Annotated in this window: 17 protein-coding genes; 9 read left to right on the forward strand and 8 right to left on the reverse strand. The window is 71.8% G+C overall.

Translation table 11 applies throughout. The features are described from left to right. Positions 1–237 (forward strand): hypothetical protein (locus V7067_RS09295; RefSeq protein ID WP_334175616.1); only part of this gene is annotated, 237 nt, incomplete at its 5' end. Positions 238–244: 7 nt separating this feature from the next. On the opposite strand, the gene V7067_RS09300 is transcribed toward V7067_RS09295, so the two are convergent. Further along, entirely contained in the window at positions 245–886 is a 642-nt protein-coding gene (locus tag V7067_RS09300) for an HAD family phosphatase (RefSeq protein WP_334175617.1), read from the reverse strand. Between the two features lie 305 nt (positions 887–1,191). Here V7067_RS09300 and V7067_RS09305 point away from each other — a divergent pair, with 305 nt between their 5' ends. Both V7067_RS09305 and V7067_RS09310 read left to right on the forward strand, forming a co-directional pair. After that, positions 1,192–2,193 (forward strand): Tim44 domain-containing protein, encoded by a 1,002-nt coding sequence (locus V7067_RS09305; protein ID WP_334175618.1) that lies wholly within the window; start codon positions 1,192–1,194, stop codon positions 2,191–2,193. 221 nt (positions 2,194–2,414) lie between these two features. Beyond that, on the forward strand, positions 2,415–2,588 hold the full coding sequence (locus tag V7067_RS09310) for a DUF2158 domain-containing protein (protein ID WP_334175619.1): 174 nt from the start codon (positions 2,415–2,417) through the stop codon (positions 2,586–2,588). Between the two features lie 182 nt (positions 2,589–2,770). Here V7067_RS09310 and V7067_RS09315 read toward each other — a convergent pair whose 3' ends face one another. Continuing rightward, entirely contained in the window at positions 2,771–3,229 is a 459-nt protein-coding gene (locus V7067_RS09315; protein ID WP_334175620.1) for an ACT domain-containing protein, read from the reverse strand. 161 nt (positions 3,230–3,390) lie between these two features. Beyond that, the gene (gene bfr / locus V7067_RS09320; RefSeq protein ID WP_334175621.1) at positions 3,391–3,873 is read right to left on the reverse strand and encodes a bacterioferritin; all 483 of its coding nucleotides are present in this window, start codon (positions 3,871–3,873) and stop codon (positions 3,391–3,393) included. 235 nt (positions 3,874–4,108) lie between these two features. Here bfr and V7067_RS09325 point away from each other — a divergent pair, with 235 nt between their 5' ends. Then, positions 4,109–4,408, forward strand: a complete 300-nt coding sequence (locus V7067_RS09325) for a hypothetical protein (protein ID WP_334175622.1) — start codon at positions 4,109–4,111, stop codon at positions 4,406–4,408. Here V7067_RS09325 and V7067_RS09330 read toward each other — a convergent pair. Further along, a complete protein-coding gene (locus V7067_RS09330) occupies positions 4,384–4,833 on the reverse strand; it encodes a (2Fe-2S) ferredoxin domain-containing protein (RefSeq protein ID WP_334175623.1) in 450 nt (149 codons plus the stop codon). The genes V7067_RS09325 and V7067_RS09330 overlap by 25 nt on opposite strands. Positions 4,834–5,083: 250 nt before the next feature. Between V7067_RS09330 and V7067_RS09335 the strand changes: the two genes are divergently transcribed. After that, complete coding sequence (locus V7067_RS09335) at positions 5,084–5,746, forward strand: hypothetical protein (protein WP_334175624.1); 663 nt, start codon at positions 5,084–5,086, stop codon at positions 5,744–5,746. A gap of 53 nt (positions 5,747–5,799) precedes the next feature. Here the strand turns inward: V7067_RS09335 and V7067_RS09340 are convergent, their stop codons facing one another. From V7067_RS09340 to tsaD, 4 genes are all read right to left on the reverse strand, one after another. Then, positions 5,800–7,170, reverse strand: coding sequence for a glutamate--cysteine ligase (locus tag V7067_RS09340; protein ID WP_334175625.1), 1,371 nt, complete (start codon positions 7,168–7,170; stop codon positions 5,800–5,802). 292 nt (positions 7,171–7,462) lie between these two features. Further along, positions 7,463–8,212 carry a 16S rRNA (uracil(1498)-N(3))-methyltransferase gene (locus tag V7067_RS09345; RefSeq protein WP_334175626.1) on the reverse strand — a complete coding sequence of 250 codons (750 nt, stop codon included), beginning with the start codon at positions 8,210–8,212 and terminating at the stop codon, positions 7,463–7,465. A 23-nt stretch (positions 8,213–8,235) separates the two neighbouring features. Continuing rightward, positions 8,236–9,237: an NAD(P)H-dependent glycerol-3-phosphate dehydrogenase gene (locus V7067_RS09350; RefSeq protein ID WP_334175627.1), complete on the reverse strand. Its 1,002-nt coding sequence runs from the start codon at positions 9,235–9,237 to the stop codon at positions 8,236–8,238. Positions 9,238–9,294: 57 nt separating this feature from the next. Continuing rightward, positions 9,295–10,371 carry a tRNA (adenosine(37)-N6)-threonylcarbamoyltransferase complex transferase subunit TsaD gene (gene tsaD, locus V7067_RS09355; protein WP_334175628.1) on the reverse strand — a complete coding sequence of 359 codons (1,077 nt, stop codon included), beginning with the start codon at positions 10,369–10,371 and terminating at the stop codon, positions 9,295–9,297. Between the two features lie 142 nt (positions 10,372–10,513). Between tsaD and hemC the strand changes: the two genes are divergently transcribed. The 4 genes from hemC to V7067_RS09375 all read left to right on the forward strand — a co-directional run bounded on the left by hemC (position 10,514) and on the right by V7067_RS09375 (position 15,662). Next, entirely contained in the window at positions 10,514–11,422 is a 909-nt protein-coding gene (gene hemC, locus V7067_RS09360; RefSeq protein WP_334175629.1) for a hydroxymethylbilane synthase, read from the forward strand. 47 nt (positions 11,423–11,469) lie between these two features. Continuing rightward, positions 11,470–12,273, forward strand: a complete 804-nt coding sequence (locus V7067_RS09365; RefSeq protein ID WP_334175630.1) for a uroporphyrinogen-III synthase — start codon at positions 11,470–11,472, stop codon at positions 12,271–12,273. A gap of 355 nt (positions 12,274–12,628) precedes the next feature. Next, positions 12,629–14,086 (forward strand): hypothetical protein, encoded by a 1,458-nt coding sequence (locus V7067_RS09370; protein ID WP_334175631.1) that lies wholly within the window; start codon positions 12,629–12,631, stop codon positions 14,084–14,086. Positions 14,087–14,096: 10 nt separating this feature from the next. Continuing rightward, positions 14,097–15,662 carry a heme biosynthesis HemY N-terminal domain-containing protein gene (locus V7067_RS09375; protein ID WP_334175632.1) on the forward strand — a complete coding sequence of 522 codons (1,566 nt, stop codon included), beginning with the start codon at positions 14,097–14,099 and terminating at the stop codon, positions 15,660–15,662. The last annotated feature ends 53 nt before the right edge of the window (positions 15,663–15,715 follow it).

Raw genomic sequence — 15,715 nt, forward strand, 5'->3', positions numbered from 1 at the left:
GGCGGCCCCGCCGCGCGCGGCCCGACGCTTCAGGATCTGCTCGCCGATTCGGAGGCCGGGCCGCTCGCCCGGCTGTTCGAGTGCGTTGCCGAGCAGACAACGCTGGCCGATGCACGGCGCCGCATGGACGGGGTGAGCGGCTGTCAGGACCTGTTCGTCACCGCCACCGGCCGCAAGGACGAACCGATGCTGGGCTGGGTGACCAACAGCACCCTGCTTCAGTCCCTGCGCGTGTGATCCCGCCTCAGGCCGGCAGCCCCAGCCGGGCGAGATCGGCGGCGAGCTTCTCCGGCCCGGTAAAGTGCAGGCCGGTGAAGCCGCAGCCCTCCGCCGCCGCCACGTTGGCCGGCAGATCGTCGATGAACACCGCCCCCTCGGGGCGGATGTCGTAGCGCTCTGCCAGAAGGCGGAAAATGGCCGGGTCCGGCTTCATCATCTTCTCGTAGCCGGACACGACGATGCCGCGGAAGTGGCGGAAGAAGCCGAAGCGGTCGCGGGTTTCGTCGAACACTTCCATGGGAAAGTTCGTCAGCGCGTAGAGCGGCACGCCGGCCCCGGCAAGCTGTTCGAGAATGTCGACCGTGCCGGCGATGGCATCGGGAATGGTCTCGCTGAAGTGCGTGCGATAGGCCCGGATCAGCGCCTCGTGCTGCGGATAGAGCGCGATGCGCTCGGCCAGCGCCTCATCCCATTCGCGCCCGCCGTCGAGGGTGGCGTGCCAGTCCATCGGCAGAACCGTGGTCAGGAAGTGGTCGACGGCGGCCGCATCCGGCAGCCTGTCGCGATAGAGGCGCGGGCGGTCCCATGTCAGCAGCACGTTGCCGAGGTCGAACACCACGGTGGCCGGCGGCGACTGGCGGGGCGGGACGGGCGCGTGGGCGGTCATTGCGGGGCTCCTGAGGGGCGGCGTCGTGGGGCGGGGCTGTGGGGTTGGGGTGGGGCCGTGGGTTGGGGCGGGGCCGCGGGTTGGGGCGGGGCCGTCCTGGACGGCGGCGCGGATGGTGGGCGGCCGGCGGCGCGCGGTCAAGGCGCGCTGTTTCCGCGCCGGCGCCGGCTGCCTGTCTTGCGACAGGTTCGCACAGGCATGCAGATGGTGCGTGCCCGGCCCTCGAACCGGCGGGTTCGCGTTCCTATATGCAGCGCAGGCGTTGCTTGTGACGCATCCGATCCCGTGCACCAGAAGGAAGTCCGATGTCTTTCTCCGACCGCTGCCGCCAGCTTGTCGCCGTTCTCGCGGTGGGGCTGACTTTCGCGGCCGTGACCCTGGACAATGCCGATGCCCGCAAGGGCGGCAGTTTCGGCAGCCGCGGCACGCGCACCTACAGCGCGCCGCCCCCCACAGCCACTGCGCCCGGCGCCGCCCAGCCGGTGCAGCGTTCCATGACGCCCCAGAATCAGCCGGGCATGAATCAGCCGGGCGTTAACAACCCGGCCGCCGGCATGGCGCAGCAGGCGCGCCGGCCGGGCTTTTTCGGCGGCGGCTTCTTCGGTTCCATGCTGGGCGGCCTGATGCTGGGCGGCCTGTTCGGCATGCTGCTCGGTCAGGGTTTCGGCGGCATGGCCGGCCTGTTCGGCCTCATCGTGCAGGTCGTGCTGATCGCTCTGGTGGCCATGCTGGTGATGCGCTTCCTGCGCAGCCGCAACAGCGGGGGCCCGGCGATGGCCGGCGCCGCGCCGCGCCCGGGTGCCGTGCCCAATGCCGGCGCGCAGCGGCCGCAGCAGGCCGCCTATCAGGCGCACGGGCCGCTTGGCGGCGGCAACGGCGCCCCGCGCGGGCCGAAAGTCGGGACGCTGCAGGTGAAGCCGGCCGATTTCGACCGCTTCGAGAAGATGCTGACCGAGGTGCAGGGCGCCTTCGGCCGGGAGGATTTTGAAGCGCTGCGCCGCCTGACGACGCCGGAAATCCTGTCTTATCTCAGTCAGGAACTGGCGGAGAACATGTCGAAGGGCCTCAGGAACGAGGTTTCGTCCGTGCGTCTGCTGCAGGGCGATCTGGCGGAGGCATGGCGGGAGGACGACACCGACTACGCCACGGTTGCCATGCGTTATGAGGCCATCGACCTGATGCGCCGGCGCAGCGATGGCAGCGTGGCGGAAGGCAACCCGCAGGTGCCCGCGCAGTCGACGGAACTGTGGACCTTCGTGCGCCGCCCCGGCAGCGACTGGCTGCTTTCGGCCATTCAGGAGGCCTGAGGGCCTCTGCCCGTTCGTGACTGCAAGGGCCGGCTCCCGGAGACGGGGCCGGCCCTGTTGTTTTTGCGGGTCGCCGCCGGCCGGCCGCCCGCGTCGCTGCAGCGCACCCGGCCGGCGGCAGCGCGCGCCCTGCTGCCTTGACGGGTGGCCGCGGGCCGCCGCACCATGGCGCTGACCGGTCTCGCACGGGCGAAGCCGGCCTTCAGCAGGAGACAGTTCCGATGGAAGAAACCGTGTTCGCCGTTGGCGATGTCGTGGAGCTGATTTCGGGCGGGCCGTGGATGACGGTGGTCTATATCGCGCAGAGCGGCGAGATCGGGGTGGCGTGGTTTGCCGGGACCACTGTCGGCCGCGAGCTTTTCCCGCCGGCCGCGCTGCGCAAGCGTCAGGACTGAAGCCGGACGGCGCCGGAGCGGGCGCGAGGGGGAAGCCGGGCGGCCCGTACCTGAGCGCGCGATGGGCCCGGACCCGGTCCTAATCGGGCCGGGACTTGGGCCTGTGCCGGGACTTGGGCCTGTGCCGGGACTTGGGCCTGTGCCGGGACTTGGGCCCGTGCCGGGTCTCGGCCGGGGCCGGCTCAGGCGGGCGGGCCGGCGTGGCTGCTGGCAGGTATCTGGCTGCTGGCAAGTGTGTGGCTGGCGGCCAGTGCGTGCAGCACCTGCAGGGCCGCCGCGGCATCGGCCTCGGCCACGAACAGGTGGTCGTGGTGAAAGCCGGCCACCGGATTGACGCCGATGCCCGCGGCGGCGAGCCGGCCGGCGACGGCCGCCATGAAGCCCACCGCCTCCAGCGACGACGGCACCGTCAGCGTGATCATGCGGCACGGGAAAACGCCGGCGAGGCCGGCGGCGAGGGCCTCGTCCCGCGGCAGCACCAGCGTGGTGCCTTCCGCCTCTTCCATGCGCATCACGGGGCCGAGGCCCGCCGGCATCGTGCGGCCGGCCGGCACGGTGACATAGACCAGCACCGGCCCGACGAGGCGCGCATCGAGCGCGGCGAGCAGGCGGGCGAGATCGCGTTCGCCGGGAGCCGTCATGCGGGGGCCTCCTGACAAGGGGTTTCCGTCTGGGCCGCCCGATCGGGGCCGCCTGACCCGGGCCTCCCCATCGGGCATCATCGCCTGCCGGCGCCCCGCCGTGCAGCGGCGGCGCCGGTCAGGAAAGGTGCGGGCGGGGAACGGCTGTGCCGACCGCCCGGTCAGGCCTCGTTTGCCGGGCCCGACTGCAGCTGGCTGTAGTTGGCAAGGCCGATGGCCTCGATCAGGCCCGTCTGGGTTTCGAGGAAGTCGACATGGCCTTCCTCGTCCTTGAGGATCGTCTCGATGATTTCCATCGAGACATAGTCCTGTTTCTCGCGGGCGAGCGCGCGGGCCTCGCGATAGAGCGCCACGGCCTCATATTCGGCGGCAAGATCGTTGGCCACGACCTCGCGCAGGCTGGCGGCCACCTTGAGCGTCGGGATCACCTGCAGGTCGGGCGCGCCTTCCAGAAAGATGATGCGCTTCATCAGCGTGGTGGCGTGCTCCATCTCCTCCAGCGCCTCCTCATATTCCTTCTTCGCCATGCGGGTGTGACCCCAGTGGGCGAGCAGGGTGGAGTGCAGCCAGAACTGATTGAACGCGGCATGCTCATGGCGCAGGGCGCGGTTGAGAATGTCGATGATAGCCGGATCGCCCTTCATGCCCTGCTCCTTTGCGGGGGGATTCTTCTGATCTCTCCGGTGCTTTTTAGGCTGATCCGTGCAGGCGTGCAAAGGGGCGGCTTGCGACATGAGTGCGTCGCCGGCCGCTCTTGCCGGTGGCGGGCGGAGGGGCCATGCTGCCGGCCGGGCACGCAGGGCCTGAGCGGAGGTGGTTGCGGTGAGGAACAGGGGCTTCCCGACTGGGCGGCAGGCAGCGTGCCGGGCTGCACTTCTGGTGCTGACGGCAGGGCTTGCCGGCTGCCAGACCATGGGCGGGCCGGTTCCCGAGCCGGTGTGGCTGACGGCCGGCGGAGCGCCGGCCGGCGCGGGGGCTGCCGGGGCGGCCAATGCCTGCCTTGAGCAGACCAGAGCCGTTGCCGCCGCCGGCGGCGCGCCGGTGCAGGTGACCGGCGCGCTGATCAATTCCGGGCAGGACTATCTCGCCGCCCTGCGGCAGGATGCGCTGATCGTCACCATGCAATCGTGCATGGCCGGCCGGGGCTATCGCCTTCAGGGGCCGTCCGGCCCGGCCTGAGGTGTCGTCGCCGGCGCGCCGGGTTCTGCGGGCCGGGTGGCGAAGGCGAGCCCGAGCCGCGCGGCGACATCGCCGGCCGCCGTGCCGCGCGGCACGGCGAGCCACTGGCCCGGCTGTGCGCCGCTGATCGCCATGACCGCATCCTTCGGGCAGATCTTCAGGCACGCCACGGTGCCGACCAGAACAGGCAGCAGCCGCCGGCGTCTGGCCTTGCCGCGCAATGCGGCGACGCGCTGCGGCCGGTCGTTGCCGGCGGCCACGGCCGCGGCCAGCGCGGCGGCCTCCAGCGCCCGGTCCAGACGCTCGTCGCCGGCCGGGCCGAACCCGCCCCCTTTCATCTTCTTCAGGCATTTGCGGCACACCAGCACCACATCCTGCGTGGCCGCGGGAATGTCCCGCACCGGCCTGTTCTTCCTGCCGCTCATTCCGCTTCCTCCTCCGCCCGTGCGTGCCGCGCCATGGTGACAGACACCTGCGCGACAGGGCAGGGGGGGGGGCTGACCGGCGGCGGAGATTTGCCGTCTTATTGACCGTCGTCACAGCGGCAACGCCGCGCAGACCGTTATGCCGGTCGGAGCGGAAATTGCAGAAACATGGGCCTGCAACCGCGATTCGGCGCCGTTTGCGGTGTGCGGGGGCGGGCGGCATTGCCCGCGGCGAGGGGGAGGACGGACGATGGGGCGTTGTGCTTATTGCGGACGAAGCGGCTTTTTCGTCTGGCCGAACTGGCAGAGTCTCTGCAGGCGTTGCGTGCCGGTCGTTGAGGGCAAGATGCAGGCCCACAGGAAGACGATTGAAGAATGCAATCGTGTCATCCGGAAGACCAACAATCCGGAGACGAAAATTGCCCGGCTGAAGACCATCCGGGAGTGTTGTGTCGATGTCGACGAGAACTACCGAAACAAGGGAATTCTTCTGGACGGAAACCCGCTGGGCATCGAACGGGACGATATCGACCATGCGCTGGATGTCGAGATCTGCAAATATGCAAACGGACTGCTGGAGACGGCAAGATCGAAAGCCGGCAATGCCGTTTCGGAGGCGGCCCGGATCTCGGGCTATGACCGTGTCATCAATGCCCTGTCGGCCTTTGCCGCAGGCTGCGGACCGGCCGGCGAAAACGCCGTTCGCTCGATCGCGCAGATCCGCTGCGAGCGCGATCGCGTGTTGTTCGGCATCCGGCTGCGGGCTGCGGAACTGGAGGCCGATAAGGGGAGGCTGCGGCGCGCAGCCTCGCTCTATCGGGATCTGATCGCGGAATTTGCGGACCGGCCGTTCCTGTCGGACGATGTCGGGGCGGCAAGGGGGCGCTACGCTGAGATCAGCGCGGCGCTGTAGGGCCCTTGCCCCGCCTCGCCTTGCATTGGCCCCGCCCGCTGCCTCCGCCGGCCTCAGACCGGGTGATCGGCGAAGACGCGGGCGATGTCGGCACCCCATGCGCCGTCGAATTTCGCCAGCATGATGTCGGCGGCGGTGCGGCGGGTGGCGGCAATCTCTTCCAGCGGGGCGAGATAGACGGTCTCGTCGAGGCCGGCGGCATTGCGGCGGGCACGGCGGGCAAGGCCACCGCGGGCAATCGCCACCATCTCGGCGGCGATATCGCCCACCGTGCCGCGGCGGAACGGCGTGGCCAGCCCGCCGCGCGGCACGTCGCGGCGCAGCGCCTCGCGCTCCGCGGCGGTCCAGCCGGCAATCAGCGCCAGTGCGTCGGCCAGCGCCGTCTCGTCATAGAGCAGGCCGACCCACAGCGCTGGCAGAGCGTTGATGGCCTCCAGCGGCCCGCCGTCGGCGCCGCGCATCTCGATATAGCGCTTCAGGCGCACATCGGGAAAAACGGTGGAGAGGTGGTTGGTCCAGTCGCCCATGTTGGGCCGCTCGCCCGGCAGCCCCGGCAGGCGGCCGGCGAGAAAGTCGCGGAAGCTCTGGCCGGCGACGTCGATATAGGTGTCGCCGCGCTTGACGAAATACATCGGCACGTCGAGCACCCAGTCCACGTAGCGCTCGAAGCCGAAGCCGGCGTCGAAGGCAAACGGCAGGCCGCCGGTGCGGCCGCCGTCGGTGTCGTGCCAGATCTCGCCGCGGAAGGTGCGGAAGCCGTTGGGCCGGCCTTCCGTGAACGGCGAGTTGGCGAAGAGCGCCATGGCCACCGGCTGCAGTGCCAGCCCGACGCGCATCTTGGCCACCATGTCGGCCTCGCTGCCATAGTCGAGGTTCACCTGAATCGTGCAGGTGCGATACATCATGTCGAGGCCGAGATTGCCGACCTTCGGCATGTAGCGCGTCATGATGGCATAGCGCGATTTCGGCATGGTCGGCATGTCGGCGCGCGTCCACGTGGGGGCAAAGCCGAGGCCGAGGAAATCGATGCCGAGCGGGGTGGCGATCTCGCGCACCTGCGCCATGTGGGCGGCGGTTTCGATGGCGGTGTGGTGCAGGTCGCTCAGCGGCGCACCGGAAAGCTCGAACTGGCCGCCGGGCTCAAGGGAGATCGCGCCGCCGCCGGTCGGGTCCACGAGGCCGATGATGCGCCCGGCATCCAGAATCGGTTCCCAGCCCAGCAGCGCTTCCATGCCGCGCAGCAGCGCCTCGATGCCGCGCGGCCCGTCATAGGCGACGGGTTTCAGGCTGGCGGTGCAGAACGCGAATTTTTCGTGCTCGGTGCCCAGCCGCCAGTCGGAAACGGGCTTCGAGCCCGCCTGAAACCAGTCGATCAGGGCCTCGATGCCGTCAATCGGCGAACTGTCGATAGTATCACGCGCCATGGAACCAGCCGGCTGTCACAATCTTGGGTCTCGGGCGGCCGGCGGAAAGCCGGCCCTTGCGGAAGCGCCGCACGATAGCGGGACGCACCGCGGTGTACAAATGCCAATTCCGCAACGCCACCCGGCGGCCGGGACCGGCAGGCGGGGCGGGTAATGAGGCCCGGTCGTCAGGCCCCGCCAGGCCCGGTTGCCAAGCGCCGCCAGGCTTGGTCGTCAGGCCCCGCCAGGCTTGGTCGTCAGACCCCGCCAGGCTTGGTCGTCAGGCCCCGCCAGGCCCGGTTGCCCGGCGCCGTCAGGCCCAGTCGCCAAGCGCCGCCTGCACCACGGCCAGTGCGGCGACCGCCGCGGTGTCGGCCCGCAGGATGCGCGGGCCGAGCGGAATGGCGGTGACGAACGGCAGGGCGTGGAGGCCTTCGCGCTCTTCCGGCGAGAAGCCGCCTTCCGGGCCGATCAGCACGGCCAGCGGGCCGCGCGGCAGCGCGGCGAGCACCGGCAGCGGACTGGCGGTGTCGGCCCGCTCGTCGCAGAAGATCAGGCGGCGGCCGGCCCGCTCCTGCGGCCAGCGGGCGAGAACGGTTTCCAGCGACACCGTTTCGCCCACCGCCGGCACGGCGATGACGCCGCACTGCTCGCACGCCTCGATGACGTTGGCGCGCATGCGCTCCAGATTGACGCGGCTTGCCTGCGTGCGCCGCGTCATCACGGGCACGAGGTGGCCGGCGCCCATCTCCACCGCCTTCTGCACCATGTAGTCGAGCCGGGCGTGTTTCAGCGGCGCAAACAGATATTCGATGTCGGGCAGCGGCGCCTGCGGCCGGGTCTGTTCTTCGGCAATCAGCAGGCAGGCCCGGCGGCCGCTCGTCTCCACGCGCGCGCGCCACTCGCCGTCGCGGCCGTTGAAGAGAAGGAGGCCGTCGCCATCCTTCCTGCGCAGCACGTTGATGAGATAGTTGGCCTGTTCGCGGCTCGCCTCCAGCGTGGCGCCGGCGGCAAGGCCGGCTTCGACATGGAGGCGCGTGGACAGAAAATCGTGACGCGGCATGGGATTTCCCGGAGTGGCGGGGTTCAGGCGGTTTCGCGCTTCAGCGGGCGGGCGAGCAGTTCGCCGATCACCTGATCGACGCCGGCCCGGCCTTCCACGAGCGCGGCGACGGCGGCCGTCACCGGCGCATCGATGCCGAGGCGGGCGGCGATCGCCAGCGCGACCGGTGCGGTCTTGGCGCCTTCCACCAGCGGTCCGGCCTCCTTCAGCGCGGCCGCAGAGCCGCCCTCGCCGAGAGCCACGCCAAAGGCGAAATTGCGCGACTGCCGGCTGGTGGCGGTGAGCACCAGATCGCCGAAGCCGGAAAGCCCGGTCAGCGTCTCCGCCCGCGCGCCGAGGGCCACGGCAAGGCGCATCAGTTCGGCAAAGGCGCGGGCGATCAGCGCGGCCTGCGCGCTGGCGCCGAGGCCGCGGCCGATGACGACGCCGGAGGCGATGGCGAGCACGTTCTTCAGCGCGCCGCCCACCTCCACGCCGATCACGTCGTCGCTGGCATAGGGGCGGAAGAACGGACTGGCGAGCGCGCGGGCCAGCGCCTCGGCCAGCGCGATGTCGGCCGCGGCAATGGTGACGGCGGTCGGCAGCGAGCGGGCGACATCGGCGGCAAAGCTCGGGCCGGACAGCACGGCCGGCCGCGCCGCCGGGGCGGCGGCGGCCACCACGTCGGCCAGCAGCAGGCCGGTGCCGGCCTCGAAGCCCTTGGCGGTGATGACGAGCGGCGTGTCCGGCCGCATCAGCGGCGCCAGCGCGCCGGCAACCGCCCGCGTGGTCTGGGCGGGGGTGGAAAGAATGACGAGATCGGCGGCCGCTGCCCGCGCAAGGTCGGTGGTCGCCTCAAGCGGGGGATCGAGGCGGACGCCGGGCAGGTGGGCGGGGTTCTCGCGGCGGGCGTTGATCGCCTCCACCGCCGCGGGGTCGCGGGCCCACAGGGTCACGGTGCGTCCGGCGCGCGCGGCGGCAAGGGCAAGGGCGGTGCCCCATGCACCGCCGCCGGCCACGCCGACGCTGGCAAATCTGCTGGTCATCTCTCTCGTCTCCCCTGCCGTCGTCAGATCCTGGCCGCCGTCAGACCTTGGCCGCCGTCAGACCTTGGCGCCGAGCCGGCCGCGGCCGACCACCGGGGCGGCCGTCTGGTCCAGCGGCCAGCGGGCGCGCACCGGCGCGTCGAGCCCGTCGCTCTCGCCGAGGGCGAGGTGTTCCGCCCCGGCCCAGGCGATCATCACGCCGTTATCGCCGCACAGCGGCAGCGGCGGGGCCACGAGGCGGCCGCCGGCCCGCTCCGCCGCCGCGTTCAGCGCGGCGCGGATGGCGCGGTTGGCCGCCACCCCGCCGGCCACCACCAGCACCGGGCTCTGTGTGCCGGTCTCGGTGCGGAACCGGGCGAGCGCCTCGCCGGCGCGGCGCGCCACGATGCCCGCCACGGTGGCCTGAAACGAGGCGCAGAGGTCGCTCACGTCCTGCGGCGACAGCGGCGCGGCGGCCTCCGCGGCAAGGCGAACCGCCGTCTTGAGGCCGGCGAAGGAGAAATCCAGCCCCGGACGGCCGATCAGCGGACGCGGCAGGGCAAAGCGCGTGGCATCGCCCCCTTCGGCCGCCTTTTCCACCGCCGGTCCGCCGGGATGGCCGAGACCGAGCAGCTTGGCTGTCTTGTCGAAGGCCTCGCCCAGCGCATCGTCGATGGTGGTGCCCCAGCGCTCGAAGCGGCCGACGCCGTGGACGACGAGAATCTGCGTGTGGCCGCCGGAAACCAGCAGTAGCAGGTAGGGAAAGCGCACGCCGTCGGTGAGGCGGGCGGTCAGCGCGTGGGCCTCCAGATGATTGACGGCGATGAAGGGGCGGCCGGTGGCCAGCGCGATGGCCTTGCCGGTCATGGCGCCCACCATCAGGCCGCCGATCAGGCCGGGGCCGCAGGTGGCGGCAATGGCATCGACCTCGTTCAGCGCGAGGCCGGCGGCCTTCGCGGTCTCGTCGACCACCCGGTCGAGCAGGGCGACGTGGGCGCGGGCGGCGATTTCCGGCACCACGCCGCCATAGGGGGCATGATCGGCAAGCTGCGCGCGCACCACGCCGGAAAGAATCGTGCCTGTGCCGTCGTCATCGCGGCGCACGATGCCGGCCGCGGTTTCGTCGCAGCTTGTCTCGATGCCGAGAACGATCATGAAAGCGGTCTCCTTGCCGGCTCCTGCCGCGCCGGGCCGGCCGTGCCGGCACCGGGAAAGATCCGAAGTGGACAGGCGCCGGTCAGACGGACAAGATCGCGCCCCGTTTCAGGCCCTAACAAATCGACCCCGATCCACGCAAATGAAACCGCTCCGTATCGGCACCCGAGGCAGCCCGCTCGCGCTCGCACAGGCTCACATGGTCGAGGAGGCGCTGAAAGCCAGCGGCGCCGTAACCGAGGTGGTGGTCATGTCCACCTCCGGCGACCGCATCATCGACCGGGCGCTGATGGACATCGGCGGCAAGGGATTGTTCACGCAGGAAATCGAGGACGCCCTTCTCGACGGCCGGCTCGATCTTGCCGTGCATTCGGCCAAGGATATGCCGACCGTGCTGCCGGACGGGCTGATTCTCGCCGGCTACCTGCCGCGCGAGGACGTGCGCGACTGCCTCGTCACCGTCAGCGGGCACCGGCTGACCGAACTGCCCTATGGCGCCAAGGTGGGCACGGCATCGCTGCGCCGCGGCGCGCTGGTGCGCCGCATCCGGCCCGACCTGCGCATCGAGGTGTTTCGCGGCAACGTGCAGACCCGGCTCACCAAGCTGCGCGACGGGGTGGTGTCGGCCACGCTGCTGGCCCGCGCCGGCCTGCGCCGGCTGGGGCTGGAGGACGTGGCGACCGAGGTGCTCGACATCAATGCCTTTCCGCCCGCGGTCGGGCAGGGGGCGATTGCCATCGAAACCCGCGCCGGGGATGACACCCTTGCTGCCGCCCTGGCGCCGGCCCTGTGCCGGCGCACCGCGCAGGCGGTGGCCACGGAGCGGGCCTTTCTGGCCGCCCTCGACGGTTCATGCCGCACGCCGATTGCCGGCCATGCCATCGTCTTCGAGGGCGAGGTGCGGTTCACGGGCCTGATCCTGACCCCCGACGGCAGCCGCTCCCATGCCGCCCGCTTCACCGGACCGGCGGCCGACGGGCCGCAGCTTGGCTTTGCGGCCGGCCGGCAGCTGCGCGAGGTGGCCGGCGAGCGCTTCTTCGACAGCTGGTAGCCCTTTCCGGGGCGGGCGGACCGGCGCCGGCCGGGCGGAGGCGAATCATGCGCGTTCTCGTCACACGGCCGCAGCCGCAGGCCGCGGAAACCGGCCGCCGGCTCGCCGCGCTGGGCTACAGCGTGCTGCTGACGCCGGTGCTGGTGACCGAGGCGGACCCGACGGCGGAAATCGACACCCGCGATGCCGCGGCGGTGGCCTTCACCAGCCGCAGCGCGGTGCGCGCGCTGGAAGCCTGCCTGCAACGGAGCGGGCCTCCGCACGGGCTTCTGAACCTGCCGGCCTTTGCGGTGGGCGATGCCACCGCGCAGGCCGCGCGGCAGGCCGGGTTCGCGCGGGTGGAAAGTGCCGGCGGCACGGCCGGCGATCTTGCCCGCCTCATTCTGGCGCGCCTGCCGGCATCGGCCGGTGCGGTGCTGCATCTGGCCGGGGCGGAGCGGGCGGGCGATCTGGCCGGCCTGCTGCAGGCCGGCGGGCTTGCGGCGCGCACGGCGGTGCTCTACCGCACCCGCGCCATCGGGGCGCTGCCGCCGCCGGTAGCGGCCGCCCTCATGGCCGGCGAGGTCGACGCCGTGTTGCTTTATTCGCCGCGCAGCGCCGCCGCCTTTGCCGCCATTCTGGCGGACTTGCCGGCCTCCTTGACGTCCTCCTTGCCGGCCCGTCTGCCTGATGGCGCGGCGCGGCCCCTGCCGCACATCGTTGCGCTCTCGGCAGCGACGAAGGCCGGCTTCCTCGCCGTGCACAGCTCTTTTGCGGCGGCGCGGGTGCGCGTTGCCGCGCACCCCGACGAAGCCTCGCTGATTGCCGCGCTGGCGGCGCTGGCGCGTGACGTGGCGGCGGGAAGGGGATAAAGTTATGAAAAGGAAGCCTTCTTCCGCATCTGTCCGGCGGGCTGCGGCGCACGGCGCCGGGGCGGGTCGCCACAGGGGGCGGGGAGTGCGCCTGCGTGCCGCGCCTTGCCGCGGACATGAGGGGGCCTTTTTCCGGCCTTCTCCTCGCCGGGCGCCTGTATAGGATGGCATCGCAGCGGGCCCTGCGCGCAGGGCCCCGACCGGAACGATCCCGGGCCGGCGCCGGAGCGCCGGCTTCGTGCGCCGCCCGGCGCGGGACGGGAAGATCACGGGCCCGGCAGCGGCGGGGCGGCCTTCTGCACCAGAATGGCCCCCGCGCCCGGCACCGGCCCCCAGAAACGCGTGAGGGGAACGCATGACTGCGAATGACGATAAAGCGGACCCGAACCAGACGCCCGACGACGCCGCCCGTGCTGATCGCAGCCGCCGGCGCAACCCGCCGATCATCGAGCTTTCCGCCGATGAGGTGAGTGTGATTTCCACCACCACGACCGGCGAGCCGGCCCCGCCGTTCGAGCCGGCCGTGACGGAAGAGCCGGCCGTGAGGGAAGAGCCTGCCGTTGCCGCCGCGCCGGAAGCCGCCGCCGGCACGCCCGACAGCGCCCCCGAGGCCGCTGCGGCCGGCGAGCCGCCCGCCGATCCCGGCATTTCCGCTGCGGCTGCGGAGCCGCCGGCTGCCGGCGGCGCCGTTCCTCCTCCTCCTCCGCCGCCGCCTGCTGAACCGTCCGCGCCGCAGAAGAGCCGCGGACCGGGTTTCGCGGCCATCGTGGCAACGGCGGTCATTGCCGCCCTCGTCGGCGGCGGCGTGGCGGTGGGCGGCTTTACGCTGCTCGGCATCCGCAAGGCGGCAAGCGAACTGGAGCACGTCACCGGTCAGGGCAACCTTGCCGCCGCGCTGGAGGTCCGGCTGAAGTCGCTGGAAGAAAAGGCCATTGCGGCCGGCAAGGGGGCGGATCAGGGCCGGCTCGGCGAGCTCTCCGGCCTCATCACGCAGGAGCGCGAGGCCGTGGCCGGCCTTGAGAGCCGCGTCGCGGGGCTCGGTACGCAGATGCAGGACCTGAGCGCCCGTGTCAGCGACACCGGCCCGCTCGACAGCCTGAAGAGCGATCTCGCTGCCGTGAAAGAACAGCTCGGCAGCGATCAGCAGCGCCTTGCCCTGCTGGAGCCGCTGGCCGCCCGTATCGGTGCCGTCGAGACGACCGACGCCGACCTTTCGCACCGCATCAGCACGCTGCAGGCAACGGTGGAGGAGGTGAGCCGGGGGCTGCGGTCGGTTGCCGCCAACAGCGAAGCGGCGACCGCGTTTGCGCTTTCCAGCCTGGAACGCGCGGTGGAAGACGGCGGCACCTTCACCGCCGAACTGGCGCTGCTTTCCGGCCGCGTCGGGCCGGAGGTGACGCAGCCGCTGGAACAGGCCGCCGTTAAGGGCGTGCCCACCCGCGCGGCCGTTGAGGCGGGCTTTGCCCGCGTCGAGCCCGCCATTCTGGCGACCGCGGAGAAGCCGGCGAGCGACAGCTACCTTGACCGTCTGATCGCCTCGGCCCGCTCGCTGGTCACCATCCGGCCGACCGGCCCGGTGACCGGCGATGGCGTGGTGGCCGTGACGAGCCGCCTCAAGGCGGCCGTCGATGCCGGCGACCTCGCCAGCGCAGCGGCGGCCTGGCAGTCGCTGCCGGCCGATGCGAAGGCCGCCTCGCAGGGCTGGGCCGACACGCTGCTGACCCGCGTGAAGACCGAAGAAGCCGTGAACGCGCTTTCCGATGCCGTGCTGAAGAAGCTCGGCACCCCGGCGCCGGCGCCGGCCAGCGAGTGAGGAGGCTTCCATGATCCGCATCCTCCTTTATCTCGCCGTCGTCTTCGCCCTTGCAGCCGGTGCGTCGTGGATCGTCGACCGGCCCGGTACCATCTCGTTCGAATGGCTCGGCTATTATGTCGAGACCTCGATGACCGTCGGGCTGATCGTGCTGGCGGCGCTCGTCGTGGCCGTGATCCTGATCTGGTCGCTGCTGCTGGCGCTGGTGCGCTCGCCGCGGCGGGTGGCGCACTTTTTCGGCTACCGCCGGCGCGAGCGCGGCCGCATCGCGCTGTCGCGCGGTCTGGTCGCGGTGGGCGCGGGCGACCTGCGTCTGGCCCGCCGCTACATGAGCGAGGCGCGCCGGGTGCTGCCGCGCGATCCCGCCACCCGGCTTCTGGAGGCCCAGACGGCGCAGCTCGCCGGCGACCGCACGGCCGCGCGCGCCGCCTTCGAGGCCATGCTGAAGCACGACGACACCCGTCTGCTCGGCCTGCGCGGACTTTATGTGGAAGCCTCCCGCGAGGGGGCCGGCGAGGCGGCGGAATCCTATGCCGAGCAGGCCGTGCGCGAAGCGCCGTCGCTGCCGTGGGCTTCTGCCGCGCTGTTCGAGCAGGCCGCAGCCCAGCGCGACTGGGAGCTGGCCATCGCCCGGCTGGATCGCAATGCCGGTGCGCGGCTGATCGAAAAGCCGAAGGCGAAGCGCCTCAAGGCCGTGTTGCTGACGGCGCGGGCGCTGGAACTGGAAGCCGGCGATCCCGACCGGGCCCTCACCATGGCGCAGGAGGCCCATCGTCTTGCGCCGGATCTGGAACCCGCCGCGGCTGTTGCCGCCCGCCTGCTGGTGCGGCGAGACGAAGCGCGCAAGGCCACCCGCGTTCTTGAGGCGACCTGGCGGCTGGCGCCGCATCCGGATCTCGCGGCGATCTATGCCGATGTGCGCCCGGGTTCGAGCGCGCGCGACCGGCTGAAGCGCCTGCAGACGCTGGCCGCGCTGACGCCGGGGCACGTCGAGGCCGATCTCGCGGTGGCGCGTGCGGCCATCGAGGCGCGCGAGTTCGACGAGGCGCGGGCCGTGCTGCGGCCGATTCTGGAAACCCGTCCCACCCGCCGCGCCTGCCTGCTGATGGCCGATCTGGAGGAAGCCGCGTTCGGTACCGGCGGCCGCATGCGCGAGTGGCTGGCCCGCGCGGTCAACGCACCGCGCGATCCGGCATGGATCGCCGATGGCACGGTTGCGGCGGAATGGGCCCCGGTCTCGCCGGTGACCGGCCAGCTCGACGCCTTCGTCTGGCAGGCGCCGGCCGAGGCGCTGGGCTCCGATGCGCCGGCAGTTGTCGACGAAGCCCTGTTCACGCCGCCGGCCAGCGTGGCCGCGCCTTCCGCCGCTGCGCCGCCGCCCGGCCCGGCGACACCGCCTGCGGCGGCCATCGTGACCCCTGCGACCGCCGGCATTCCCCTGCCGGACGTGCCGCCGCCGGCCGGCGGCGCGCCGTTCCCGCTCGCCAAGGCCCCCGACGATCCGGGCCCCGTGCCGACGGGGGCTGAATTCGACGATGGCGAAATCGGCACGCACCGTCCGACGACCGTCGCCTGACCGCCGGAAACCGCCGCCGGCCGGGACACGACCGGCGGCGATTTCTGTTCGAT

The organism is Pseudoxanthobacter sp. (assembly GCF_036822375.1).
Lineage (GTDB): Bacteria > Pseudomonadota > Alphaproteobacteria > Rhizobiales > Segnochrobactraceae > Pseudoxanthobacter.